Genomic DNA, 24,866 nt, shown 5'->3' with positions numbered 1-24,866 from the left:
CGCGCATGATTGCAAGCTATTTTTCAAGCCACTTTCAGCTGTTAAACAAGCCATAACCGGGAGGGTTCATGAATAGACTGTACAGGTACGCAGAGGGAGGGAGTTTTATTGATATGGAGAAACTGGAATTTTTTTGCGGTGAATAGCAGCGCCCGTTGAACCTGCTGGAGCATCCTTGCTCGCATTTTTACAGTTTTTTTGTTGGGCGCGCCGGGTTGTGCAGGTTGCGGTTAAACCGCGATATCGGCGAGATTTCCTTTTAATTCCAGCCAGGCTTTGCGATCGGATGCGCGTTTTTTGGCGAGCATCATGTCCATTACAGAATGGGTGGCGTCGCCGTCTTCGATGGTGAGTTGCACCAGACGGCGGGTGTCGCGTGCCATGGTGGTTTCGCGCAGCTGCAAGGGGTTCATTTCGCCCAGCCCTTTGAAGCGCTGCACGTTAACTTTTCCTTTTTTGTTTTCAGCGGCGAGGCGATCGAGTATGCCTTTTTTCTCGCCTTCATCCAGCGCGTAATAGACTTCCTTGCCGATGTCGATGCGGTACAGCGGTGGCATGGCAACAAATACGTGGCCGTTTTTTACCAGCGCCGGGAAGTGACGAACAAAGAGTGCGCACAACAGCGTGGCGATGTGCAAACCATCCGAGTCAGCATCGGCGAGAATGCAAACCTTGTGATAGCGCAACTCCGATAAATCTTCACTGCCCGGGTCAAGGCCGATCGCCACAGAAATATCGTGCACTTCCTGGCTGGCGAGAATTTCGTTGGAGTCAATCTCCCAGGTGTTCAGAATTTTTCCGCGCAACGGCATAATCGCCTGGCATTCGCGATCACGCGCCTGCTTGGCAGAACCGCCCGCCGAGTCCCCTTCTACCAGAAACAATTCACCGCGTGCCGGATCACTACCGGAACAGTCAGCCAATTTGCCAGGCAACGCTGGCCCCTGGGTGACTTTTTTTCGTGCCACTTTTTTGCTGGAGCGAACCCGTTTTTGCGCGTTGTTGATGCAGTAGTCGGCGAGCTTGTCGCCTTCTTCGGTGTGCTGGTTCAGCCACAGCGCGAAGGCATCTTTGGCGATGCCCGATACAAAACCGGCGGCTTCACGCGAGGTTAAACGCTCTTTGGTCTGGCCGGAAAATTGCGGGTCGGCCAACTTGAAGGACAACACAAAAGCGCAGTTGCTCCAGATGTCTTCCGGGGCCAATTTGATACCGCGCGGAATTAAACTGCGGAACTCGCAGTATTCACGCATGGCATCCAGCAGGCCGGTGCGCAAGCCGTTAACGTGGGTGCCGCCCTGCGCGGTAGGAATCAGGTTAACGTAGCTTTCCTGAATCAGTTCGCCGCCTTCCGGCAACCACTGTATCGCCCAACTGACCGCTTCGGTTTTGCTGCTGAAATCGCCGGTGAAGGGTTCTGCTGGCAGCGTTTCCCATTCGCGGGTAGCCGTGGAGAGATAATCTTTCAGGCCATCTTCAAAAAACCAGACATCCTGTTCGCCGGTTTGCTCGTCAAGAAAGGTGACGGTAAGGCCGGGGCACAGTACCGCTTTGGCACGAAGCACATGGCGCAGACGGCTGACGGAAAATTTCGGCGAATCGAAATATTTCGGGTTGGGCGTAAAGCGCACGCTGGTGCCCGTTTGCCGCTTGGCGCAGCTGCCGATCACTTCCAGGTCGCTGGCTTTGTCGCCGTTGGCAAAACCCATGCGGTAGATGTTGCCATCGCGCTTGATAGTCACTTCGAGTTTTTCCGAGAGGGCGTTTACCACCGACACCCCCACGCCGTGCAAACCACCGGAGAATTGGTAATTTTTGTTGGAAAATTTACCACCGGCGTGCAGCGTACACAGAATAACTTCAACACCGGGTTTGCCTTGCTCCGGGTGAATGTCTACCGGCATACCGCGGCCATCGTCGCTTACGGTGATGGATTGATCCTTGTGCAGAATCACGTCCAGTTGACGGGCGTGTCCGGCCAGCGCCTCGTCGACGCTGTTATCAATAATTTCCTGAGCGAGGTGATTGGGGCGGGTGGTTTCGGTGTACATGCCCGGCCGTTTTTTTACCGGGTCAAGGCCGGTGAGAACCTCAATATCTTCTGCAGAATAATTAGCCATAGTGTGTTGTGATTTCCCCTGAAAACAATGGCGGTGTTGCCGCAGTGTCGGAGCGCATTGCAGCGGGCCCGAGCAAAAATTCGATGGTTTGCTGGTGGTAGCGTTCAAAGCCCTGGAAACTGTGATCACCGCCGTCTTCAACGGTTTGCCGGCAATCGCGATAGCGCGCTACGGCGCGGGAGTAATCCAGGGTTTCATCGCCGGTTTGCACCAGCAACCAGTAATTATGAGGCAGAAGAATAGCACGCTCACAAGCGCGTATTTCTTCAACGTGTGTTTCGTTCAAACGGTAAACCGTTTCTCCATGCCAGGCGGTGAGGTCGCGGTGCAGATATTCCGGCATAAATTGCCAGGGCGATACGGACGGGTTTACCAGCACCGCCTTTACATTGCGGGTTTCTGCCAGCCAGGTGGCCCAAAAGCCGCCCAGCGAACTGCCCATCACGCCCACCGGCTGATTTTCAGCCAGGAAGCGATCTACCAGGGTTTCGAGGGTGTGGCGGGTTTGTTCCGGGTAAGGCGTGAGATGTGGGCAATGCCACTGCACATCAGGCCGATGTGCAGCGAGCCATTGTTGCAGCTGCCGCGCCTTGAAAGACTGCGGCGAACTGAGAAAACCGTGAATGTAAATGAGGGATGACATGGGCGCTTACGATAGCGAAATGCCCGATCAATAGCCACCCGATTGGTAATCTATCTGGTAGTGGTCACCGGATACGCGAGAAACGCCGGTTTCAAAGGAGCCATCGGCACCCAGATCAAACCAGCGATAGCCGGGCATACTGGTATCGACGGTGAAATCGTCACAGCCCGGTTTGAACTGCACCGACGTAGACGGCGTACCCAATAAGGTGATGTGATTGCGGCGACCAAAAAACTGCTGGTGCACATGCCCCCACACCACACTTTTCACTTTGGGGTTGCCATCAATAATGGCAAATAACGCCGGGGCATTGCGCAGAATGTAGGCGTCTATCCAGGCGCTACCGACCGGTACCGGCTGATGATGCAACATCACCATGACGTATTTTTCCGGGTAGCGGGTAATGGTTTGTTGCAGGAAATCGAGCTCTGCCTGCTCCAGTTCACCGTAAACCTCACCGGGCACGGAAGAGTCGAGCAACACCACCACCCAGTTGTCGAGCACGATAACGCGGGATTCGGGAAGTTCTTCCACCGGCGTGGATGCCATGACGGATGCAGAGTCGTGATTGCCCGGCAGCCAGGCTAACGGCACAGAAAAGTGCTGTTTGACGGCATGCACGAAGCGCTCATAACAGGTGTCGTGCCCCTCACTGGCGATATCGCCCGTGCACACCAGCCAATCAATGGCGTCGTGCTCGTTGGCAATAAGCTGCAGGACATCACCCAGACTCTCTTCCGTATTCAACCCCAACAGGGACTCATTGGCGTGAGAGCCAAGATGGCAATCGGTAATTTGAATCAGGCGCACAGGCATCTCTTTGACAGTTGACGTCGATCTTAAAGCATCCATCTCGCGTCGATATTTCCTGTTACATGTTCATTGAAAGTCATGTTAAACCCCGGCAAATGTGCAGGATTTACCACAATTCGCACAGAAAAAAAACGGATTGGGATACACCGCTGTTAAGACTATGCATAGTGCGGCAATTGTGCCATTGCCCGCCGTTCTTCGGCAGTATGCATTTGTCAAAAAGGCATACCAGCTCTCATTTTTTAAACCGGATACGCGTGTGTAACCGTTTTTTCTCCGCTTCAGTTCCGGTTCAGCTTGCGGCTCGTAATCTGCACTCACTGGTTGAAAATCCATGACCCCGTGCGGGAGGACTCCATGATGAAAACATTCAGTGTTATTAGTACATTCGCGTTGGCAGCGCTGATCGCCTTACCGGCCTCGGCACGCCACCACGACAATCACACCCGTTATGCGCGGGTAATTGATGCGCGGCCGATTTATCAGAGCGCTTCCTACCAGGTTCCCGAGCAGGTTTGCCACTACGAAACCGTGTCTTACCGCGATAGCGATGGCCCCCGTTCCTATACCGGCACCATTGTTGGCGGTTTGGTGGGCGCTGCGGTTGGCCATGAACTGGGTAACAGCAAGCGCAACAAAGATGTTGGTGCTGTAGCTGGCGGTTTGCTGGGCGCAACCATCGGGCGCGATGTCAGTAACCGCAACAGCCGCACTACCACCCGCTATCGCGACGAACAGGTTTGCCAGACACGTTACCGCAGCGAGTATTCGCAACACATTACCGGGTATAACGTGACTTACCGCTATGAAGGTCGCGTTTATCAGACCCAAACCCGCCACCACCCTGGTGACCGTATTCCTGTCAATGTACAGGTACGCCCGGCTTACGGTTACCGGTAGGACGCCGGTGTGAGGCATGGACGCCTGTTTTAAAATCAGGTCTGCAATCTCCAGCCGTCAGGACTGCGACCGTTGACGTTTGTAAAGACACACGCGATAGTGCCGGCTATATTTATTTTTCCAGATCCTCATCAGGAACCGTTATGTTGCCGCCCCATCCTCTGCCCGCCAACAGCAAGCTGCTATTAATAGCACTGCTATTGCTCTCACTGCTCGCGGTGAGCACAGCAGCGCTGGCCAATAATCAGCGTCCGGAGCCTCGCCAGGAGAATCAGCGCCAGCAACCGCAGCGTGCAGCACTGTCAGCGGCAGAAGCGGCGGATCGCGTGCAGCGTCAAATTGGTGGCAAGGTGATGGGTGTGCAAACCCGCCAAAGTAACGGCACTACCGTTTACAGTGTGAAAATTCTGCAATCTTCCGGTCATATGCGCACGGTCAATGTGAACGCACAGACCGGCGCCATCATGAATTAAGCCCCACCACTGCTGACGCCTGCGCGGAGACCGCTTTATGCGTTTATTGATTGTCGAAGACGAACCCGCCTTGCGCGAACAAATCAATCAACAACTCACGGCTGAAAAATATGCCTGTGATACCGCCGCCGATGGCCGCGATGCCCTGTTTATGGGCCAGGAAACCGACTACGACCTGGTGATTATTGACCTCGGCCTGCCATTGATTGACGGCACCTCGGTGATTCGCCAATGGCGTACCGCCGGGCGGCATTTCCCTATTTTGATTCTCACCGCGCGCAGCGCCTGGCAGGAAAAGGTAGAAGGCCTGGAAGCCGGTGCCGATGACTATTTAACCAAACCCTTTCACCCGGAAGAATTACGGGCGCGCATCAATGCTTTGCTGCGCCGTGCCAATGGCCATGCCAGCCCGGTAGTGAATTACGGGGCCTTGCGCATCGACACCAGCGGGCGGCGGGTTTATTTAAATGAACAGGAAGTTGAGCTGACCAGTTTTGAGTACAACACACTCACCTACCTTGCGCTGCATGCGGGCAAAAATATTTCCAAAACCGAATTGACCGAGCACTTGTACGCGCAGGACTTTGATCGCGACAGCAACGTTATTGAAGTGTTTGTGGGGCGCTTGCGTAAAAAGCTCGACCCGGATGGCACCCTGAATTTGATCTCGACCCAGCGCGGCCTCGGCTACCGCTTCAACGCCACCGCGCAACCGGATTAACCCACCTTGACCCTGCTGGCCCGCTATCGCAACGCCTTCGAAATAAATGCCATCAGCACGCGTCTGCTGTTGGCGTCTGCGTTATTGCTACCGGCGTTTCTCGGGCTCACCGGCTTTTTTCTGCACAGCGGCTTTAAACAAAGCCAGACAGTCGCCGAAGAAACCCGCTTGCGCAGCCATTTGTATTTACTGTTCAGCGTTGCCGAATTGAATGGCAATGACAGCGCCAGCATGCAAATGCCCAATACGCTGCTTGAGCCGGAATTTGAACGGCTGGATTCCGGCTTGTACGCCTACATTTATGATGGCGATGGCAAACCGGTGTGGCATTCCAATTCCGCCGCCCTGAAAACAGTGCCCGCTCAAGCGCTGTTTTCCCACCAGCGCCAACCCGGCGAACTGATCTTTCAGCACCTCACCGGCCAACGTCAATTTGCCAGCCACTACGATGTTATTTGGGAAGACATCAATGGCGACGGGCATCCGTTCCGTTTTGTGGTCACCCATACCGAAAGCAACTTTAACGCCGAACTGCGCGCCTACCGCTCCAGCCTGTGGCAATGGCTGGGCGCCGCCGGGTTGTTTTTGATTCTGGTGCAATCCATTATTTTGCATTGGGGTTTACGCCCCTTGAAGCAATTGGCGGCCTCGCTGGCGGCGATGCAAAACGGCGAAACCCGGGATATTTCCGGCCAGCACCCGCGCGAATTGCAGCAAATCGTCGACAACCTCAATCTGGTGCTGGCACGGGAACAATCCTTGCGGCAGCGCTATCGCAACAGTTTGAGCGACCTCGCCCACAGCCTGAAAACGCCGCTGGCTGTGCTGCAAAGCAAACTCACACCGGAAACGCGCAGCCAGGATTTACAAGAAACCGTCGCCGAGCAAGTGCAGCGCATGAACCAGGTAGTGACCTATCAGTTACAACGCGCAGTGGCCAGCCATCAACAGGGCAACCATCAGTTCACACCGGTAGCGCCGCTGGTGCAGCGGCTGGTGAACGCGCTGCAAAAAGTTTATCGTGACAAAATGGTCACCTGCGACGTGCAGATTGGCGAAGGCCTGGTATTCGCCGGGGATGAGCAGGATCTGATGGAACTGCTCGGCAATCTGCTCGATAACGCATTTAAATATGGCGAGCGACATATTATGGTGTGCGGCGCCATTGCGCAGCGGCAGTTGTGCCTGACCATTCAGGACGACGGCAGCGGCATCCCGGCCACCGACCGCGAACGGATATTGCAACGCGGGCAACGGCTGGATACGCAGCGACCCGGCCAGGGCATTGGCCTTGCGGTGGCGCTGGATATTATCAACAGCTACCAGGGATCGCTTGCCATTACCGACAACGGGCAACCCGGCACCTGCTTCAGCGTGTGCCTGCCCGGCATGAACCAGGCTGCCACCTGACAGCAACCAGTAGCACCGCTAAACAGGTCGCACGGATGCCTGTTACTACCCACAGCCTCACGCGGGACTTTGACAAACACACAAGGCCAAACACACAACGCTGATCAATACCCGGTGCGGATCAGTATTTTCCAGATTAACGAAAACCGTTAGCCGCAATAACGATGGACCCGATGAATGAATAATGCGTTACGTTACATACCGATAATTGTACTGGTGTTTACCGGCATGTCTCTGATGGGGCTGCTGCTGTACCACGGAATTTCTGTGGAAAAATTATTTCTTGAGTATTACCCGGCACTGGAGGCAGCCACCGCCAACAATTTTTACCAGATCGTTTTTTTCTACACGCTGATGTATGTCATGTTGGTGATTTTCGGCATCCCCGGCGGCGCGGTCGTTTCCATGGCGGGCGGTTTTTTATTCGGCCCCTGGCTGGGCTGCCTGCTTTCTATTATCGGCGCTACGCTCGGCGCGGTGATTATTCGCTTCGCCATTCAATACTCGTTTGCTTCGCACCTGCAACGCCCCGCTGCCGGTTTTTATTTTCGTATGCGCGAATTTTTTCTCAAGGCACCGGTGTTTTATTTATTGCTGATGCGCTCAACACCCTTTTTTCCGTTTATGGCAGTGAACATTGTGGCGTCCACCACCGGCATCCGTTTGTGGACTTACATCTGGACAACCTTTATCGGGCTGATTCCCGAGACGCTGGTTTTTACCTCTATCGGTTCGCAAATTGATGGCCAGCTGGCAGACGGGCAATTGCCGGGTATGAACCTGTTATTGGCGCCGGAAATTTATTTGCCGGTATTGTTATTACTGGCGCTGGCAATGCTGTTTAAAGTGCCGGATATGATTCGCCGCTTGCAAAAACCGGTCGATCCGCCAATTCATTAATAGCCGGTGCGGGATCAGCGGCGGCGCGCCTTGTGCCGGTTGATCCCGCGCTCACCCTGTAAAAATAATTGTTCAAGCACTGCCATCAAAGCTAACCCTTGGCAAAAATCACAACATGCAGCACCACAGTATTTTATTTTCAGCGCCACCTGGCTGATTATTTCCCTCACTTTACCACCCGGATTACCGAAGATTTAGCGCCATAAATCGCTGCCCGTTTTCGCACACCGTTCGCGGCACAATCGCAGCAGCTTATGGCGATATATCTTATAAAAATGACTTATTGCCAGACGTTGCCACGTCCGAATGTAAAGCTGGCGGATGAGTTCTGCTTTCTATTGACGCGTTTATAGACAAAGACTAATATTCACATTGACCATGTATACAAGTGCACTAACAAAGAAAAGCACGCTCACATGAAGTCTCTTAAAGGCCCTGGTCAAGCGTTTGGCATAGTCATAATAAACAACGCGGTAACTAAATATGAACAAAAAGTACACACATCCATTTTTCAAAATCAGTTTGCTGAGCCTGGCTGTTGCTGCAACCGCCCAGGCGTACGCACAGGAAGATACGGTAGAGGAAATTGTTGTAACGGGTTACAAAGCGAGCTTGAAAAGCGCTTTGGATACCAAGCGTGATTCCAGCGGTGTTGTCGATGCCATCAGCTCCGAAGACATCGGCAAATTCCCGGACACCAACCTCGCAGAATCCCTGCAACGTATCACCGGTGTTTCTATTGACCGTAGCGGTGGTGAAGGTCGCCAGGTTACCGTTCGTGGTCTCGGCCCGCAGTTCAACACGGTATTGTTGAATGGCCGCCAGATGCCCAGCGCCAACGCCAGCCGGGGTTTCAACTTTGATACCGTGGCAGCAGAAATGGTGAGCGGCGTTGAAGTGTATAAAACCTCTACCGCTACCACCCAATCCGGCGGTATCGGTGCCACCATCAACGTAAATACCGCCAAACCGCTGGACCTCGGCCATAGAATTGCCGGCTCCGTCAAAGGCCTGAACGAAACCAACGTCAGCAGCATTACCCCGGCGGTATCCGGTCTGTTCAGCACCACCTTCAACGACAACTTCGGTGTACTGGCGGCAATCAGCTACCAGGAGCGTGAATACCAGAGCGATTCGGTAGAACAACGCCGTTGGGATTGGCGCTCTCGCCGTCCGGCGACCCTGGGCACTTACCTGCCACTGCCGGATGCACAAGGCAATACCATCAATGCTGACTTCTACCCGACCCAAACCGCGATTAAACGTCAGGAGTTCAACCGCGAGCGTTTGAACGGCAGCCTGGTATTGCAATACAAGCCGGCTGACAACCTGTCTATCACCGTGGATGCGCAGTACTCCGATTTGCAGCAAGACGGTATGGAATACGAAAGTGCCGCCTGGTACGGTTATGGTAACGACGAGCAGTACGCCATTGATGACAAAGGCACTATTGTTCACCGCACCGTGACAGATGCCGGTCTGGACTTCTTCGTCAACAACCCGGTTACCCAGGAAACCGGCCTGAGCACCGGTATTGAAGTGGATTGGGATATTACCGACCGCTCCAAACTGGTTTTCGCTCACAGCCACTCTACGGCGGAAGCGCAGCCGGATCGTCAGGCCAACATCAGCCGCTCCGACTTGCAGGCGTCACCGATCTCCTTCGATTTCGCTATTCGTGATGGCATCGCCAGCCACTATTACAACAACGCCGATGTATCCCTCGCCAATGCCCGTATCTGGCAATACGATGGTTACTCCGACCCGCGTAAAGATGAAATTCAGCAAACCCGTCTGGATTACACCTTTAACGAAGATACCTGGTCCATCAAGACCGGCGTGATGTACACCGACCAGAGCAAGTTGATTGAACAGTACCAGGCGAAAGCCGGTACCGTTTTACAAGGCGCTTACGATCTGGTGGGCAGCGACCCGACAACCAGCATTTTCCGTTCGGTAGAAGAAGCCGCCAATGCCGGTTATAAAGTGGCTCACATGAACCACGCCGTATTGGGCAACCTGGCTTATTTCTCTTTTGATCCGCTGGCATTCAATGACTGGACCCGTCACGCACAAACCGACCCGACAGCCACCGCGATTCAGAAAGACCTGACCAACTCCACACTGGTGCGTCAGCCTAACTGGTCTGACATTACCGAAAAAACCTTCGGTGTGTATGTGGAAGGTAGCAAGTCATTCGACCTGAATGGCCGCGACCTGACTGTGGTACTGGGTGCCCGTTACGAAGATACCTCCATTGACTCCATCTCTCTGGAACAAACCCTGGTATCGCTGACGCCACCGCCGGTAGAAGGCGAGGAATACACCCGCGTATTCTCGGGCGAAACCCCTTTCAAAGATGATGGTAGTTACGATGTTTTCCTGCCCAACCTGTCTGTGAAGTATGACTTGCTGGAAAACGTAGTACTGCGTTTCGCAGCATCGCGCACCATTACCCGCCCCGAACTGAACGATATGAAATCAGCGCGTACGCTGAGCGGTATCAGACAGGGACAAGCCGGTATCGGCAGCGCTGGTAACCCGAACCTGAAGCCGTTTATGTCGGACAACTTCGACATTTCTGCAGAATGGTATATCAACGACTTTGATTACATCTCTATCGGTGCTTTCTCCAAGTCTATTGATAACTTCGTAGTTACCGAAGCGTCTCCGGAAGCCATTACCGGTGTTATTGATCCGGCAACCGGCCGCGATGTAGTCTTCGAAATGAGACGTCCGCGCAACCTCGATACCAAAGACATCAGCGGTATTGAAATCGGTGGTCAGCACATTTTCGGTGACTCCGGCTTCGGCGTAATCGCTAACGCCACCTTCGTATTTGCCGATCCGGAATACGATTACTTCACTCCACTGGGTGAAGTACCGGCGGCAGATGCGGTAGTTGGTGTAAGTGACTCTGCGAACCTGGTCGGCTTCTATGAAAATGGCCCCTTCCAGATCCGTATCGCGTACAACTGGCGTGATTCGTTTATTCGCGGCTTCCAGTACTTCTACTCCAGCACCAGTAACGAGCCGGTGGTGGTAGAAGACTACTCGCAAGTGGATATCTCTATGAGTTACGATCTGAACGATAACGTCAGCCTGTTCCTTGAAGGCATTAACGTTACCGAAGAAGGTTCGCGCATTCACGGTAGAGAGAAAAACCATATGTACTATACCGGTGAAGGCGTAGGTCGTTACGCTATCGGTATCCGTGCAAGTTTTTAATGGTTGATTGCAAACCCTTGCAGAAATTTTCTGCAAGGGTGTAACGCAGTAAAAAGGCCATTGCTACAATGGCCTTTTTGCTTTTCTGCTACCGGGAAATGTATCAGACACTATGAATAATAATCACGCCATACAATCCATTCTTATCGTCGGTGGGGGTGCCGCCGGCTGGTTAACCGCTGGCATTATTGCCGCCCGCTACGGCAAGGCGGTTGCGATTACCCTGATAGAATCCTCGGAAATTCCTACTATCGGTGTCGGCGAAGGCAGCTGGCCGTCGATGCGTAATACTCTGCGTGATATGGGCATTGCCGAGACGGATTTTTTCCGGGAGTGCGATGCGTCTTTCAAACAGGGCGTTAAATTTATCAACTGGCAGTCAGAGCAGAACAGCTTCTTCTACCACCCCTTTTCGCTGCCTATTGGCTTTATTGAGCGCAATACCGCCACCCACTGGCTGCAAAACCCGGGCGAGCAATCCTTTGCCGATGCTGTTAGCGCTCAGGAATTGTTGTGCGAAAAAAATATCGCGCCACGCGCCTTTGATACTGCCGATTACAAATCCTTTGTAAACTACGGCTACCACCTGGATGCCGGAAAATTCATTACCTTTCTTCGCCAGCACTGCAAAAACACGCTCGGCGTAAAGCATGTGATTGGCACCATCACCAGAGTTAATCAAAATGACCAGGGCATTACCAGCGTCGAAACTGCTGATCATCAAACGCTGGCCGCCGACTTGTTTGTGGATTGCTCCGGCCTAAAATCACTGCTGCTGAGCGAAACACTCGGCATCCCCTTTGTGGACAAAAGCGAGCAGCTGTTTATTGATAGCGCCGTAGCGGTGCAAGTGCCCTACGAGAATGAAGATTCACCCATCCTGCCCTACACCATTTCCCATGCGCAAAAATCCGGCTGGATATGGGATATAGGTTTATACAGCCGCCGTGGTATTGGCCATGTGTACTCCAGCCGGCACATGTCGGAAGATGAAGCCGTAGCGATTTTAAAAACCCATGCCGGTGCCGCCGCCAACGACCTGACGCCGCGAAAAATTCGCATCCCCTGCGGGCATCGTGAAAAGTTCTGGGTAAAAAATTGCGTCGGCGTTGGCATGGCGGCAGGGTTTATCGAGCCGCTGGAAGCCTCGGCGCTGGTAATGGTAGAACTGGCTGCCCAATATATTCGCGACCAGTTACCGCAACATAAAAGCGTTATGCCTATCGTTGCCAAACGCTTCAACGAACTGCAAACCTACCGCTGGGAACGTATTGTCGATTTCCTGAAACTGCATTACGTGCTCAGCGAAAGAACGTCCGATTTCTGGGCAGACAACCGCAACCCGGATACTTTTTCCGATTCACTGAAAGAAGCGCTGGCACTCTGGCAATACCATGTGCCTTACAAAAGAGACTTTTTACAAAAAGAAGAAATGTTCCCGGTAGCCAGCTACCAGTACATTCTTTACGGCATGGGCTTCAAAACCCAAACCCAATACCCGCACAGCCCGAGCGAACAAGCTGCATTTTTACGGCAGGCCATGGAAAACGAAAAAATAAAAGCGCACCTGGCTTCAATTTCGCCGGATACGCGAGCGCTGTTAAAGGCGATTAGAAGTCGTTAGAAAAACCGTTTCGGTTTTAATGAAATAGTGGACTCGCATGCTATACAGACAAGAGTGCCGGGTCATACCAGACCTCAGTTTGCTCCGGAGCCAGAAGCACTCGCCAACCGGGAGACAGCGCTAGAAACGGCACCAGCATTGGTACATGAGCAACGAGATGGTGGACATGGAGTGGTTGAAAGAACTCTGGTTCTTCGGATAACTCGCCACCCCAAACATACCATCCACATGTCCCATTATCAGCCTGATGGCGCAAAGCATTGAGAGGAAGGAGCGAAAGAGTGTGAAGCGCAATACCTAAACGCTGATTCTCATCTGGAGGGCTAAACAACGAGCCAAACTGTTTGCATACTTCTACTTGCGACTCGGGATTTTTCATGGATTCTGAGTCCCGAATTAAGCCGCACCGCCAGGCGATGCTGGCCTCAATAAATTATTAGATCCCACTACCGCAAGATGACGCTCGCGCAGAAAAAGGAAGAACGGCAAAGCCAGCGAAGGGCCAACAACAATACAAGACAGTGGCAACCACAAACGGCACATTCCGAGCCTGCGTCCCTCAGCAACGATGAAAACAATAACCACAATGCCCGAAACCAACACATCCGCCCAGGCAAATGCAGCGATGTTACTGGAAGTTGCTTGTTGCAATAGAAGAGGAATATTGAGGCCGTGTACGGAAAGCCACGGAACAAACTGGGAAATAGGCAATACCGTGCCGACAATTGAGAGAAGGATATAGATGATTTGCATATTTTCCTTTGAAGCCTAACGTCGTCAACACGCACGACCTTGCTTAAAGTTGTTAGGTGCTCAGCTAAACAGCTTCAGCATCCGGAACATCATAAATTATTTCTGTTATTTCACTCAAAAGGCGATGATCCAGAAGCACTTGCATGACTGTCTTCGCAGTATTTTCACATACAACTAGTTTCCCACTGTCATCGAAGTTAAGCCCGAAACCTCTAGATTGGTTAACATGTTGCAGCCTTTGTGGAAAGTTCGGTCGAAGATATAGAGCTTTACTCTGTATGACAGTTATCCGCCGCAGATGTATAGCGTTGGTTCCAACATATTCCTTCAATGGCTGAATATCAGAAAAAATGGAGTTAAAGTCTGGATCCACCACCAAATCCTCAAAATTTTTCTGATAGATCTTTTTTTCTGACATAGTACTTTCGTAAGCCCGCTTTGATTTAACAAAAACCGTTTCATTTATGCAGTAGAAATCAAAATAGGAATCAAAATAAAAACTCTCTTCGGGTGTTGCAGACAGAGCTCCATTTTGGAATACGGCGTTAATTAGCGAGCTTCTTACTTTGGGACGCCAACTTGGCGCAGTTTTTCGGACGGCATACACGGTGTTATTTCCGTATTGAAATTTCACTAAATAACCCGCCGCTCCCTTTATATGTTTAAGTTGGGCATCGGTATTTTCTGTCTCTGGCGCATCCACTGCACCCAGCAGAGCAGTAAGGCCATCGCTCTCAGCCAAAGAGTGTGTCAAGCAGCTGCTTTCATTATTCTGAGAAATTGGGCTATAACCGATTGCTTCAGTGGTTTTAACAATACTTTCCATAATTGTCTGGCGAAATAGTGTTTCAATTATTTCATCTGTACGAACATGCCAAGCTCGAAACCTCGCATCAGTTGCACTCTTTTTAAATACCCACAGTTGCACATTAGCCTCTTGATAGTTGAAGCCTCTCCAATCTAAAAAGTCTGTCATTCCGCAGCACTCCCTTTTGTTATGTAATTCTCTTGAATCATCTCGCAATGATATTCGCCAGGAATGAGCCTGGACTTACTTAATACTCGGACAGTACGTGGATGCCCATTAACCAGCACCTTGGCCTCGTAAAGATTCCATCCGAAAACCAACAATATTGGATTAAGAATAATTTGTCCCGACCTAAAAGTTATAAAAAATAACCATGTCAAAAATAATGAAAGCCCTGCGACTTTGCCGAGCGAGCCATAATCAACTCCCATAAAAGATACGATATACGGAAAGCTATAACTGATAATTTCACTCGGAATTGGCTTTGTCTCAACGACATGTACTGGATATTTGTATCGAATTTTGGCAAGTATCATCAAGGTCAAGCTAAGACACAGCAATGTTACAATTAGAATCGAAATAGATATCCAAGGATGATCGAAAGTTGGAAACTGACACAACGTCCAGCTGGTACAGATGCCTGACGACCAACTTGAATTACTTATATCCTGGAAGGCAAGAATAAGCGCCAATGGAAAATAAGATCCCAGGAACACGAATAAAGCGGGCACAAATCGGAACTGCATGGCTTCATCCTCCATCTAACGCTATCCTCAACAACAGTTTGTGAGTTGAGGTTTTTCGGATTAACTGTTATCACCAAAAATACAAGGCCACGACTCACACCTTGCCAACCCTGCACAACATGAGCAACAGCAAGGTCTTGACTTCGCACCTAACCTCAAGCCTGCTGAAATAACACATGCACTTTATTATGCCCAGCTTCTCCCCCCATTATCCTTCTGATCAGAACAGGTTAGTGGCAGACGATAAAACGGCTTTTTAAAAAGGCAAAGCGGATAATGTACACTGCTGGGGAGGATAAACGAGCGGCCATATAACAGTCTATTACAGCCAGTTCGCTGATAGCTGATATTGCCTGCCCTGCTCTTTTCATAGAGAATTGACGGGATAGGAGTGAATAAATTTATTCACATTATGCGCAAGGCCAGCGTGCCCCTTTAACCTACCTAATCAGGCCACCGCCAATCCATGGTCACCACCGTTATCCTCGGCATGCTCTGCCTGCACCTGCTGTGTTTCTGCGTGATGTTCCTGCTGATCAGCACGCGGCTGCATGGCAAGAAGATGGGCATGGACGTTTTCGCGCTGGGCAATCTTTTGCTGGGGCTTGCCTATATATTGCAATTGGTGGGCGGCTCCGATAATGACGGGGCGATGAGCATCGTCAACCACACGCTTACGCTGTGCGCCCCCACCGCTTACGCTCTGGGCGCAATGCGCTTCTTCGATATACCAACCGCCGTGCTGCGCCCGTTGCTTTTACTGGCCGGTGCCTACACCTTGTTGCAACTACTGATACAGACAACACTCGGGAGCGAGGTTCGCCATGCCTTGCTGGCGGGTTTGTGCGCGCTGCTCTTTTTTGCCATGAGCGTTACCGCACTGCGTATTCGACAAACGCTCGCCAAGGATCTGCGGGTAGAAATGGTGGTGTTCGCGGTGCTGATCGCCGGTATCTGCGTGTTGAACGCAATCAAGTTTGCAATGATTCTCGACGAAGGAATGGCAGCCCTGGATATGAGTAGGCGCTTCCAGAAAGTCTTTTACCTTTACATGTCATTCCTTGCGACCGTATTGCCGCCTTGCATGATCTGGCTGGTGCTGCGTCGCCTCACCGACGAATTGCGCAACCTGGCCGCACATGACCCGCTCACCCAGGTGCTGAACCGTCGCGGGCTGACGGATGCCCTTGAAGCGCACTTTCGCTCCCGCACCGCTGCGCCAGCCTATCTGCTGATTGTGGACATCGACCATTTCAAACAGATCAACGACAACCACGGCCACCAGGTCGGCGATCAGGTTCTGGGCCATGTGGCGGAAACGCTCAAGGCTACCGTTCGCCAGGGCGACCTGGTGTGCCGATTGGGCGGTGAGGAGTTCGTGATCATCGCCCACAGCACAGACAAGGGCGGCGTTATGCAACTTGCCGAACGCATTCGTGCGGTCATCGAAAGTAGTGAGGTGCCCGGCATACAACCGCATCAGTCAATCCGCTGCACGGTGACCATCGGCGTTTCGGATGACTTTACCAGCGCGCAGGCGTTTGACGAGTCGTTACAATGGGCAGATGTTGCGCTTTACCGGGGCAAGACGGCGGGGCGTAATCGGGTTGAATGGGGCAGCGTGCAAGCGGTTTAACAGCGCGGCAATATCGCGTTTCAGCGATTGGCTGGCCGGTAAACCTTGCTGATAGCGCCGATAACGCCAATACTTGAGGCGGCTATTCGGAGCGAACTCTGTTGAGGTGTTGTAATGCGCATTTATACCTGTCAGCAATGTTCACAGCTGACCTATTTCGAGAACACCAGCTGTACCCGCTGCGGAGCGATACTGGCCTTTACCCCGGACAACCTGACACTCGCGGCGGTTGAAAGCGATGCAGAAGGGTTTCTCAAACCCATCGGTGATGTCAGCGGCCGACGCTTTCGGCACTGTGCCAACCGCGAGCAGCACTACAGCTGTAACTGGGCAGTGGCCCACGACGACCCATCGCCCTTCTGTATTTCCTGTCGGCTCAACCGCACTATTCCGGACTTGTCGGTATTCGGTAATGCCGATCGCTGGCGGCGTATTGAAGGTGAAAAAAGGCGATTGATTTACAGCCTGCTGCGACTCGGGCTACCGGTTTCCAACCAGCATGGCGGTGTTGCGCTGGCCTTTGATTTTCTCGCTGACGATGTCGAACCCGTGTATACCGGCCATAAAGACGGCCTGATTACGCTTAACATCGCCGAGGCCGATGGCGCTCACCGCGAGCTGACCCGCTCACAAATGGAAGAACCCTATCGCACCTTGCTGGGGCATTTTCGTCATGAGTCCGGCCATTATTACTGGCAGCTGCTGGTAGAAAACAGCTCACGGCTGGAAAGCTTTCGCCACACCTTTGGCGATGACCGCCCGGATTACGGCCAGGCATTGCACCGCTATTACCAGGAAGGGCCACCGCCAGACTGGCAAACCCGCTATGTCAGCGCTTATGCCAGCTCCCACCCCTGGGAAGATTGGGCAGAAACCTGGGCGCACTACCTGCATATTATCGACACCATGGAAACCGCCCACGAATTCGGATTGCAGGTTGATCCGCGTCGGCAATCCGGCCCCGGTCTGAAAACCTCGGTGAACTTCAACCCTTACCATGAAGCCGACATTGGCAGCATTATCGAACACTGGCTGCCGCTCACCTATTGCCTCAACAGCCTGAACCGCAGCATGGGGCACGAGCCGGTTTACCCTTTTGTGTTGCCACAGGCGGCGATCAAAAAGCTGGAATTGATTCATCAAATCGTTCGGTCAGCGCCAGCGCGCTGACCGATTGTCATCAGAATTTCATCAACCTGTCATATTGGCGCGCCAAACTGCATCCCCGGAAAACCGGGAACCTGTTCACACCCCTTCCGCTGGAAACACCATAGCGAATTAAACCGGACAGCACCTTTGCTGCGGCCTTTGCCGCGCTGATTTGCGAGTCATGAAAAACACCGGTAAGGGTTGTGTGCAGGCTTTCCTGGCCTCGTCTGTATTTATTCAGGATTTCTGCTGTGATAAGCGACCTGTTATTACCCATTGCCGGTGTTTCACCTGACACCCAGATCAAGGACGTAGCCGACGGCTTTCTTACTGATGCATGGCGTCATTTGCTGTGCTTGCCGGTGGTAGAAAATAATCAGGTCATTGGCACGATTTCCCGTTACGCCATCATGCGCATTTTTGTGCAGAAATTTGGCCGCGAAGTATTCGGCACGCGCCCGGTTACCGACTTTATCAATCGCACGCCGCTGCTGGTAGAAAGCAACGAAGATATTGAAAAAGCCAGCCGGATTATTCGCGAAAAAATTCAGCACCCGATTACCGAAGATTTTGTCATCGTTGAAAACGGGGAATATCGCGGCATGGGCGTGGTGCTGTCGTTACTGGAGTTGATGGAGCAACGCGCCAGCCAGCGCACCCGCAGCCTGGTCACCGCCAACCACCAATTAAAAGCGTCGCAAACCCAGCTGGTGCAATCCGAAAAAATGGCATCACTGGGGCAAATGGTGGCCGGTATTGCGCATGAGATGAATACGCCGTTGGGTTACGTCAGCTCCAACCTGGAATTGATCAGCGATTTTTCCAAACAAATTCAGGACAGCCAAGCCGCCGCTGCCGAAGTACAAAATGCAGCGCTGTTTAAAGATATGGATTCGCTGCTGAACGACAGCGTTTACGGTTTGCGCCAGATGGGCGAACTGATTACCGGGCTGCGTTCGTTCAGCCGTCTTGATCAGTCGCGTCAGGATGAAGTCAGCCTCAATGAATGTATTGATAGCGCGCTGACCATCGCCCGCAACGTGGTACGACCGAAAGCAGAAGTGATAAAAAATTATGACAGCGACACATTACTGCGCTGTGTGCCGTCGCAAATTAATCAGGTGTTGTTGAATTTATTAACCAATGCCGCCCAGGCCATCGATCACTTTGGTGAAATTACCATCACCACCAAAGGCAGTGAAGATTACGTGGATGTGTACATCCGCGATACCGGCAAAGGTATGCCCGAAGACGTGCGCAGCCGTATTTTTGATCCGTTTTACACCACCAAACCGGTGGGAGAAGGCACAGGTTTGGGGCTGTCCATTTCCTGGCAAATTATTCGCCAACACCGCGGCATTATTAAAGTGCGCTCGGTTGAGGGCAAAGGCACGGTATTTGTCATTCGCTTGCCCCGCCATCAGGCTAACGAACAACCAGAGGAAACAGCGGCATGAGTCAGTCCCAGGCAACCCTGTTATTCGTTGATGACGAAGAGCGTATTTTACGCAGTCTCGATATGGCGTTTCGCCATCGCTACCGGGTGCTTACCGCCAACGACGGGCAAGCCGCCTTGTCATTACTGGAGCGGGAAAAAGTTGATGTGATTATCAGCGACCAGAAAATGCCGCGCATGACCGGCGTGGAATTTTTGCGTGAAGCGCGCCAGTTACGCCCGGATGCGATTCGTATTTTGTTAACCGGTTATTCAGAGTTGTCCGGCGTGGTTGGCTCAATCAACGAAGGCGAAATTTTTCGTTACATTCAAAAACCCTGGCACCTGCAGGATTTTCGCGATGCTATTGCCAGTGCCGTCAGCGTTGGCCAGCAAACCGCCGATTTACCGCAAGCGGCTGCGGTTAGTGGCCGTGCCTCAATGGTGGTATTGCACCGCTCACCGGCACTGGCAGACTTTATTACCGAAAAACGCCCGCAGGTACAAACCTGGGCCGCGGCAGATTTTGACCAGGCGCTGGCGCTGCTGGATGAACACCCGGAGGCGATGCTGCTGACCGATTTGCATTTGCCGGAAGGCGACATTGGCGACGCGCTATCGCTATTAAAACAACATCGCCCGGAATTGGTGATGGTGATTCTTACCCGTTTTTCCGATACACAGGAATTAACGCGCCTGATCAATCGCGTGCAGGTGTACCGGGTGCTGCCGATTCCGCTAAGCCGCAATATGTTGTTATCCAGTCTCGACTCTGCCGTGCGCCACCAGGCGCTGTTGTTGCACAACCCTACGCTGCGCAAACGCCATCAGGTGCATAACCAGGGCGACCTGCCGATGAACGGATTGTTAACCCGCGTTAAACGTTATTTCTCCGGCAAAACGGCCGTTATGGAGTAATCACCCCGCACAACAATAATGACTTGCTCCAGGCCACCGCCTGGATCACCCTCCCTGCAACTGCTACACTGCATCGTTTCGGTGCAAGACAATTTATATCCTGCATTCTGCTAGGAAGAGGCTTGTCAGCCGTCGAAAACACCTTCTTTGTTGTAACGTTTGCAGCGACAGAAACATCTGCCTGCGCACGATAATCACCGGTTTCTTATGACAACAGCTGCTTCCTCTCACGGATTTTCCCGCTTCTGGATCGTGCTCGGCATTTTATTAATTGCCGCCAACTTGCGTGGCCCCATGACCGCGGTGGCGCCACTGCTGGATGATATTCAGCAATATTTTTCCTTGAGCAGCGCCGGCTCGGGGATGATGACGTCATTACCGCTGCTGGTGCTGGCGATTATTTCGCCGCTGTGTGCCAGCGTTGCATTTCGCTTCGGCCTTGAACGGGTATTGATGGCAGGCCTGCTATTAATTCTCGCCGGGGTTGCAACCCGCTCGTTCGGCACCTTGTCGGCGCTATTTACCGGCACGGCGTTAATCGGTGTCGGTATTGCCATCGGTAATGTGTTATTGCCCGGTCTGGTAAAGCGCGATTTTCCGAAAAAGCTCGCGGTTATCACCTCCGGCTACGCGCTCACCATGGGTATTGCTGCGGCCATTATGTCGGCGATGGCGATTCCCCTCTCGCGTTTTTTTGAGGCGGGTTGGCGCTTTGCGCTGCTCAGTGCCGGTGTGTTTACGCTGCTGGCGGTTGTTGTTTGGCTACCGCGAGTGTTCGGCAAAAATACCGCGGAAAAGTCACTCGCGCCAGCCACGGGTAGCAAGCCGGTATGGCGCCACCCGCTCGCCTGGCAAGTGACTTTTTTTATGGGGCTGAACTCATTTGTTTATTACATTTTTATCAGCTGGTTGCCCGCTATTTTGCAACACGCCGGTTACGCGGCTGAGCGTGCCGGTGAAATTCACGGGTTGATGCAATTAAGCTCGGCTTTCCCGGGCATTATCTTAATGGCCGTATTACACCGCTTGAAAGATCAACGCGGCCTGGTGCTGATTGCCTGCTTTACCGAACTGGTGGGAATTCTCGGCCTGCTGTTTTTTCCATCGCAAGCGCTGGTTTGGAGCCTGGTATTCGGTTTTGGTAATGGCGCCACCTTTATTCTTGCGCTGTCGTTTATCGGTTTGCGTACGGTAAATGCCACCCAGGCGGCATCGCTATCCGGCCTCGCTCAATGTTTCGGCTATTTATTGGCCGCCTTTGGGCCATCCCTGATGGGCTGGCTGCACGATATCAGCGGCAGCTGGCAATCGACCTTGACGATTTGCGCGTTCCTCACGGTAACAATCGCAACGTTTGGCTTGTTAGCTGGCCGGGCATTACAGATTCCGGATCGTTAAGGCGATCACCATTCCCTTTTTACACAGCCGATTTTGCCAGCAGCGAAGCGGCCTTGATCCGCTGACAGGGAGGTCAGCCACAATCACTCATATTGCTCTGCTGCGCGCCAACCTTTCTCGCCACTACCTCTGCGTTATTTATTTCCTCTGGCCGCTTTTCCTGGTCGAATGGCCTCTGAAAGCAGATGCACGTCCCGTTTTTCATCAGCCGCGACATGAATTACCTCATCCGCCGTCCCGTTAAGGCCGGGTAACTATACTCAGTCTTCAGCGAAGTTTATTACTCCGCCCAACCCGTTTCCTTTAACCGTGGAGACAGGAAAAAATGACGCGTGGAAAAAGTAAAAGTCATGCGAATAAAACGTGGCGTATCAGGCGATAAAAACCAACGTGATTGGCACCGAAATTTATAAAACAATCATCGGCTGGCCGCTTCCTCTCAAATGCCGGGAGAAAGCTGCAAAAACAAAGCGAAGCCAGACCAATCACCGGCACTGATGCATCCGCACCAAGCCAAACAGGGAGCTGTTCGGCTTGATATTTCGTTTCCTGTCTGCAAAATTCCGGAGCACGTTATGACCAACAAGGACAAAAACTCGCCTTCATGCACCACCACAAAAACCTACCGCGTACGCAGCGCGATGGGTGGCACAGATAGCGGCCCAACCTGCCAGCCGGAGCAAATAGATAACGACTATATATTGCAGCAACGTTATGAAACCGAAGCCATCGCCGCGGCGATGCCTTACAACGTGAATAAAGGCAGCGAATACGATGCGGAAAAAGCGCAGTGCCCGATGGCCGGCGCCCGTATTGACCAACCGGCACAATTGGCCACCGGCAGCACCTTGTCAGAAAAAAACAACAACGGGAAAACCGGGGAAAGCGCGCTGCCCGGCAAAGCGCTTTATGGCCAGCTGAGCAGTGTTCAGCAAAATGACAGCGAACAGGTGATGACCACCAATCAGGGCGTTCCTATCGCCGATAACCAGAACTCCCTGACCGCGGGTTATGGCGGGCCTGCATTGCTGAAAGATTTTATTCTGCGGGAAAAAATCACCCATTTTGACCATGAGCGAATTCCCGAGCGCATCGTGCATGCACGCGGGTCGGGTGCTCACGGCTATTTTGAATGTACCCGCGCCCTGGCTGATATTACCTGCGCAACGGTGTTTTCCGAGGTCGGCAAGCGCACCCCGGTTTTTACCCGTTTTTCTACCGTGGCCGGTGAACGGGGTTCCAAAGATACCGCCCGCGATGTACGCGGTTTTGCCGTTAAATTTTATTCCGACCAGGGCAACTGGGATCTGGTGGGCAATAACATTCCGGTGTTCTTTATTCAGGATGCCATGAAATTTCCGGATCTGGTGCACGCGGTAAAACCCGAGCCGCATCATGCCATGCCGCAAGCTGCGTCTGCCCATGACACCTTTTGGGATTTCGTATCGCTGATGCCGGAATCAACGCACATGTTGTTGTGGCAAATGTCTGACCGTGCCATCCCGCGCAGTTATCGCATGATGCAGGGCTTTGGCGTGCACACCTTTCGCTTCGTCAATCGCGGCGGCGAGTCGGTATTTGTGAAGTTTCACTGGACACCGAAAGCAGGCGTTCACTCGTTGCTGTGGGATGAAGCGGTAAAAATTTCCGGTGCCGACCCGGACTTTCACCGCCGCGATCTGTGGGAAACTATTGAATCCGGCGAATACCCGGAGTGGGAGTTGGGCTTGCAAGTCTTTACCCAGGAACAAGCCGATAATTTCAGTTTTGATGTACTGGACCCCACCAAAATTGTTCCCGAAGAACTGGTACCGGTGGTGCCGGTGGGCAAGCTGGTTCTTAATCGCAACCCGGATAATTTTTTTGCTGAAACCGAACAGGTGGCGTTTTGCGCTGCGCACATCATACCCGGCATTGATTTTACCAATGACCCCTTGTTGGCCGGGCGCATTCACTCCTACGTTGACACGCAAATCTCGCGGCTGGGTGGCCCCAACTTCCACGAGATTCCGGTCAACCGGCCGTTAAACCCGGCGCATAATAATCAGCGCGACGGTATGCACCGGCAGACGATTCATCGCGGGCGCGTTTCCTACGAACCCAATTCACTCGGCGGCGGCTGTCCCTTCCAGGCAGGCCAGGGCGGTTTTATTTCCTTTCCGGAGCAGATCGAAGGGCCGGAGCATCGCATCAAACCGGAAAAATTTGCCGAGCATTTTCTTCAGGCGAGATTGTTTTTTGATAGCCAATCCAGCGTTGAACAGCAACACATTATTGATGCCTTTGTGTTTGAATTGAGCAAGGTTACCGTGCCTGCGGTGCGCCGACGTACTATCTCGCTGCTGCGTAATGTGTCTGATAAATTGGCCGGCCCGATTGCGCAAGGCCTCGGCATGCCCTTGCCGGATATTATGCCGTCAGCCATGCCCAACCCGCCCCAGCCGGAAGTGGCGCAGTCAGAAAAACTCTCGCTGTGTGCTTTTAAAGGTGAAGAAGGCATCAAAACCCGTAAGATTGCTATTCTGGTCAGTCAGCAAAGTCATGTTGGTCAGGTCATTGAAATCAGCGAGAAGCTCATGCAACAGGGAGCTGTTGTGCGGCTGGTCGCCCCACATATCGGCTTGCAAAATAATCCTGGAGAAATATCGCTGGATGCCGATGCCTCGCTGGAAAACAGCCCGGGCTTTTTGTTTGATGCGATGGTTATTGCCGATGGCACCGATGAACTCACTCAATTGGCCAGCAATGTTATGGTGGATGATTTTATCCGCGAGCAGTATCGCCACAAGAAGGCCATTCTTGCCCTGGGCGCGGCAAAATTTGTACTGCAAAAAAATGCCATTGGCCTCGCCGAGAAGAAAACGCCAGGGGTGTTAATTTCAGATACCTTTGATGCCGCCACCTTAAACAGCTTCGTAAGTGCTGTCGCCAAAGATCGTCATTTTGATCGGGCAGATAACCCGGCGGATCAAACTGCTTAATGCGTTAGCGGCAGTTGAGTTGTTCAGTAACAAAAAAGTGAGCCCCTTAATTGGGGCTCACTTTTTTTAAGCCAGCTTACTATGCATTTTGCGACTTCCATCTCCTTGCCATTTTTCATTCATATCGCGATTGCTAATAAAAATTTCCCGCTAAAACGTCTTGCACGCCGCATTAAAAAGGTAACCACCAATAAATGCCAACCGCTTTGC

Annotated in this window: 20 protein-coding genes; 13 read left to right on the top strand and 7 right to left on the bottom strand. The window is 52.4% G+C overall.

The genetic code is table 11. From position 1 onward, the window contains the following. Window positions 1–230 precede the first annotated feature (230 nt). The 3 genes from parE to cpdA are packed head-to-tail and all read right to left on the bottom strand — an operon-like array spanning window position 231 to window position 3,615. Window positions 231–2,120, bottom strand: a complete 1,890-nt coding sequence (gene parE / locus C4F51_RS04945) for a DNA topoisomerase IV subunit B (RefSeq protein ID WP_193907715.1) — start codon at window positions 2,118–2,120, stop codon at window positions 231–233. Further along, window positions 2,113–2,763, bottom strand: a complete 651-nt coding sequence (locus C4F51_RS04940) for a YqiA/YcfP family alpha/beta fold hydrolase (RefSeq protein WP_193907713.1) — start codon at window positions 2,761–2,763, stop codon at window positions 2,113–2,115. The genes parE and C4F51_RS04940 overlap by 8 nt, the downstream gene beginning before the upstream one ends. Before the next feature lie 27 nt (window positions 2,764–2,790). Further along, entirely contained in the window at window positions 2,791–3,615 is an 825-nt protein-coding gene (gene cpdA / locus C4F51_RS04935; RefSeq protein ID WP_193907711.1) for a 3',5'-cyclic-AMP phosphodiesterase, read from the bottom strand. Window positions 3,616–3,933: 318 nt separating this feature from the next. Here cpdA and C4F51_RS04930 point away from each other — a divergent pair, with 318 nt between their 5' ends. The 7 genes from C4F51_RS04930 to C4F51_RS04900 all read left to right on the top strand — a co-directional run bounded on the left by C4F51_RS04930 (window position 3,934) and on the right by C4F51_RS04900 (window position 12,832). Next, window positions 3,934–4,476 (top strand): glycine zipper 2TM domain-containing protein, encoded by a 543-nt coding sequence (locus tag C4F51_RS04930; RefSeq protein ID WP_193907710.1) that lies wholly within the window; start codon window positions 3,934–3,936, stop codon window positions 4,474–4,476. 143 nt (window positions 4,477–4,619) lie between these two features. Further along, complete coding sequence (locus C4F51_RS04925; RefSeq protein ID WP_193907709.1) at window positions 4,620–4,949, top strand: PepSY domain-containing protein; 330 nt, start codon at window positions 4,620–4,622, stop codon at window positions 4,947–4,949. Between the two features lie 37 nt (window positions 4,950–4,986). Then, window positions 4,987–5,670 carry a response regulator transcription factor gene (locus C4F51_RS04920; RefSeq protein ID WP_193907708.1) on the top strand — a complete coding sequence of 228 codons (684 nt, stop codon included), beginning with the start codon at window positions 4,987–4,989 and terminating at the stop codon, window positions 5,668–5,670. A gap of 6 nt (window positions 5,671–5,676) precedes the next feature. Next, window positions 5,677–7,080: an ATP-binding protein gene (locus tag C4F51_RS04915; RefSeq protein ID WP_235992280.1), complete on the top strand. Its 1,404-nt coding sequence runs from the start codon at window positions 5,677–5,679 to the stop codon at window positions 7,078–7,080. A 177-nt stretch (window positions 7,081–7,257) separates the two neighbouring features. Beyond that, the gene (locus tag C4F51_RS04910; protein ID WP_193907707.1) at window positions 7,258–7,980 is read left to right on the top strand and encodes a TVP38/TMEM64 family protein; all 723 of its coding nucleotides are present in this window, start codon (window positions 7,258–7,260) and stop codon (window positions 7,978–7,980) included. A 483-nt stretch (window positions 7,981–8,463) separates the two neighbouring features. Continuing rightward, window positions 8,464–11,208 (top strand): TonB-dependent receptor, encoded by a 2,745-nt coding sequence (locus C4F51_RS04905; protein WP_193907706.1) that lies wholly within the window; start codon window positions 8,464–8,466, stop codon window positions 11,206–11,208. A 112-nt stretch (window positions 11,209–11,320) separates the two neighbouring features. Beyond that, the gene (locus C4F51_RS04900; RefSeq protein WP_193907705.1) at window positions 11,321–12,832 is read left to right on the top strand and encodes a tryptophan halogenase family protein; all 1,512 of its coding nucleotides are present in this window, start codon (window positions 11,321–11,323) and stop codon (window positions 12,830–12,832) included. A 40-nt stretch (window positions 12,833–12,872) separates the two neighbouring features. Here the strand turns inward: C4F51_RS04900 and C4F51_RS18425 are convergent, their stop codons facing one another. From C4F51_RS18425 to C4F51_RS18005, 4 genes are all read right to left on the bottom strand, one after another. Further along, window positions 12,873–13,211 carry an immunity protein Imm33 domain-containing protein gene (locus C4F51_RS18425; protein ID WP_456236945.1) on the bottom strand — a complete coding sequence of 113 codons (339 nt, stop codon included), beginning with the start codon at window positions 13,209–13,211 and terminating at the stop codon, window positions 12,873–12,875. A 17-nt stretch (window positions 13,212–13,228) separates the two neighbouring features. Further along, window positions 13,229–13,585, bottom strand: coding sequence for a DUF2834 domain-containing protein (locus C4F51_RS04895; protein ID WP_193907703.1), 357 nt, complete (start codon window positions 13,583–13,585; stop codon window positions 13,229–13,231). Between the two features lie 64 nt (window positions 13,586–13,649). Then, complete coding sequence (locus tag C4F51_RS04890) at window positions 13,650–14,561, bottom strand: Kiwa anti-phage protein KwaB-like domain-containing protein (protein WP_193907701.1); 912 nt, start codon at window positions 14,559–14,561, stop codon at window positions 13,650–13,652. Further along, entirely contained in the window at window positions 14,558–15,154 is a 597-nt protein-coding gene (locus C4F51_RS18005) for a hypothetical protein (RefSeq protein WP_202987620.1), read from the bottom strand. Before C4F51_RS18005 ends, C4F51_RS04890 begins: the two co-directional genes overlap by 4 nt. Window positions 15,155–15,605: 451 nt before the next feature. Between C4F51_RS18005 and C4F51_RS04880 the strand changes: the two genes are divergently transcribed. From C4F51_RS04880 to C4F51_RS04855, 6 genes are all read left to right on the top strand, one after another. Next, window positions 15,606–16,775 (top strand): GGDEF domain-containing protein, encoded by a 1,170-nt coding sequence (locus C4F51_RS04880; protein ID WP_193907699.1) that lies wholly within the window; start codon window positions 15,606–15,608, stop codon window positions 16,773–16,775. A 114-nt stretch (window positions 16,776–16,889) separates the two neighbouring features. After that, a complete protein-coding gene (locus C4F51_RS04875) occupies window positions 16,890–17,945 on the top strand; it encodes a zinc-binding metallopeptidase family protein (protein ID WP_193907697.1) in 1,056 nt (351 codons plus the stop codon). A 230-nt stretch (window positions 17,946–18,175) separates the two neighbouring features. After that, window positions 18,176–19,381, top strand: coding sequence for a sensor histidine kinase (locus C4F51_RS18305; protein WP_202987619.1), 1,206 nt, complete (start codon window positions 18,176–18,178; stop codon window positions 19,379–19,381). Next, on the top strand, window positions 19,378–20,277 hold the full coding sequence (locus C4F51_RS04865; protein WP_193907696.1) for a response regulator: 900 nt from the start codon (window positions 19,378–19,380) through the stop codon (window positions 20,275–20,277). The genes C4F51_RS18305 and C4F51_RS04865 overlap by 4 nt, the downstream gene beginning before the upstream one ends. 207 nt (window positions 20,278–20,484) lie before the next feature. After that, window positions 20,485–21,675, top strand: a complete 1,191-nt coding sequence (locus C4F51_RS04860) for an MFS transporter (RefSeq protein WP_193907694.1) — start codon at window positions 20,485–20,487, stop codon at window positions 21,673–21,675. 575 nt (window positions 21,676–22,250) lie between these two features. Next, window positions 22,251–24,656, top strand: a complete 2,406-nt coding sequence (locus tag C4F51_RS04855) for a catalase (RefSeq protein ID WP_202987618.1) — start codon at window positions 22,251–22,253, stop codon at window positions 24,654–24,656. Window positions 24,657–24,866 lie beyond the last annotated feature (210 nt).

The sequence above is a fragment of the Cellvibrio polysaccharolyticus genome (genome assembly GCF_015182315.1).
GTDB lineage: Bacteria > Pseudomonadota > Gammaproteobacteria > Pseudomonadales > Cellvibrionaceae > Cellvibrio > Cellvibrio polysaccharolyticus.
Note: the sequence above shows the minus strand (reverse complement) of the source record. Positions and strands in the feature narration are given on the sequence as shown.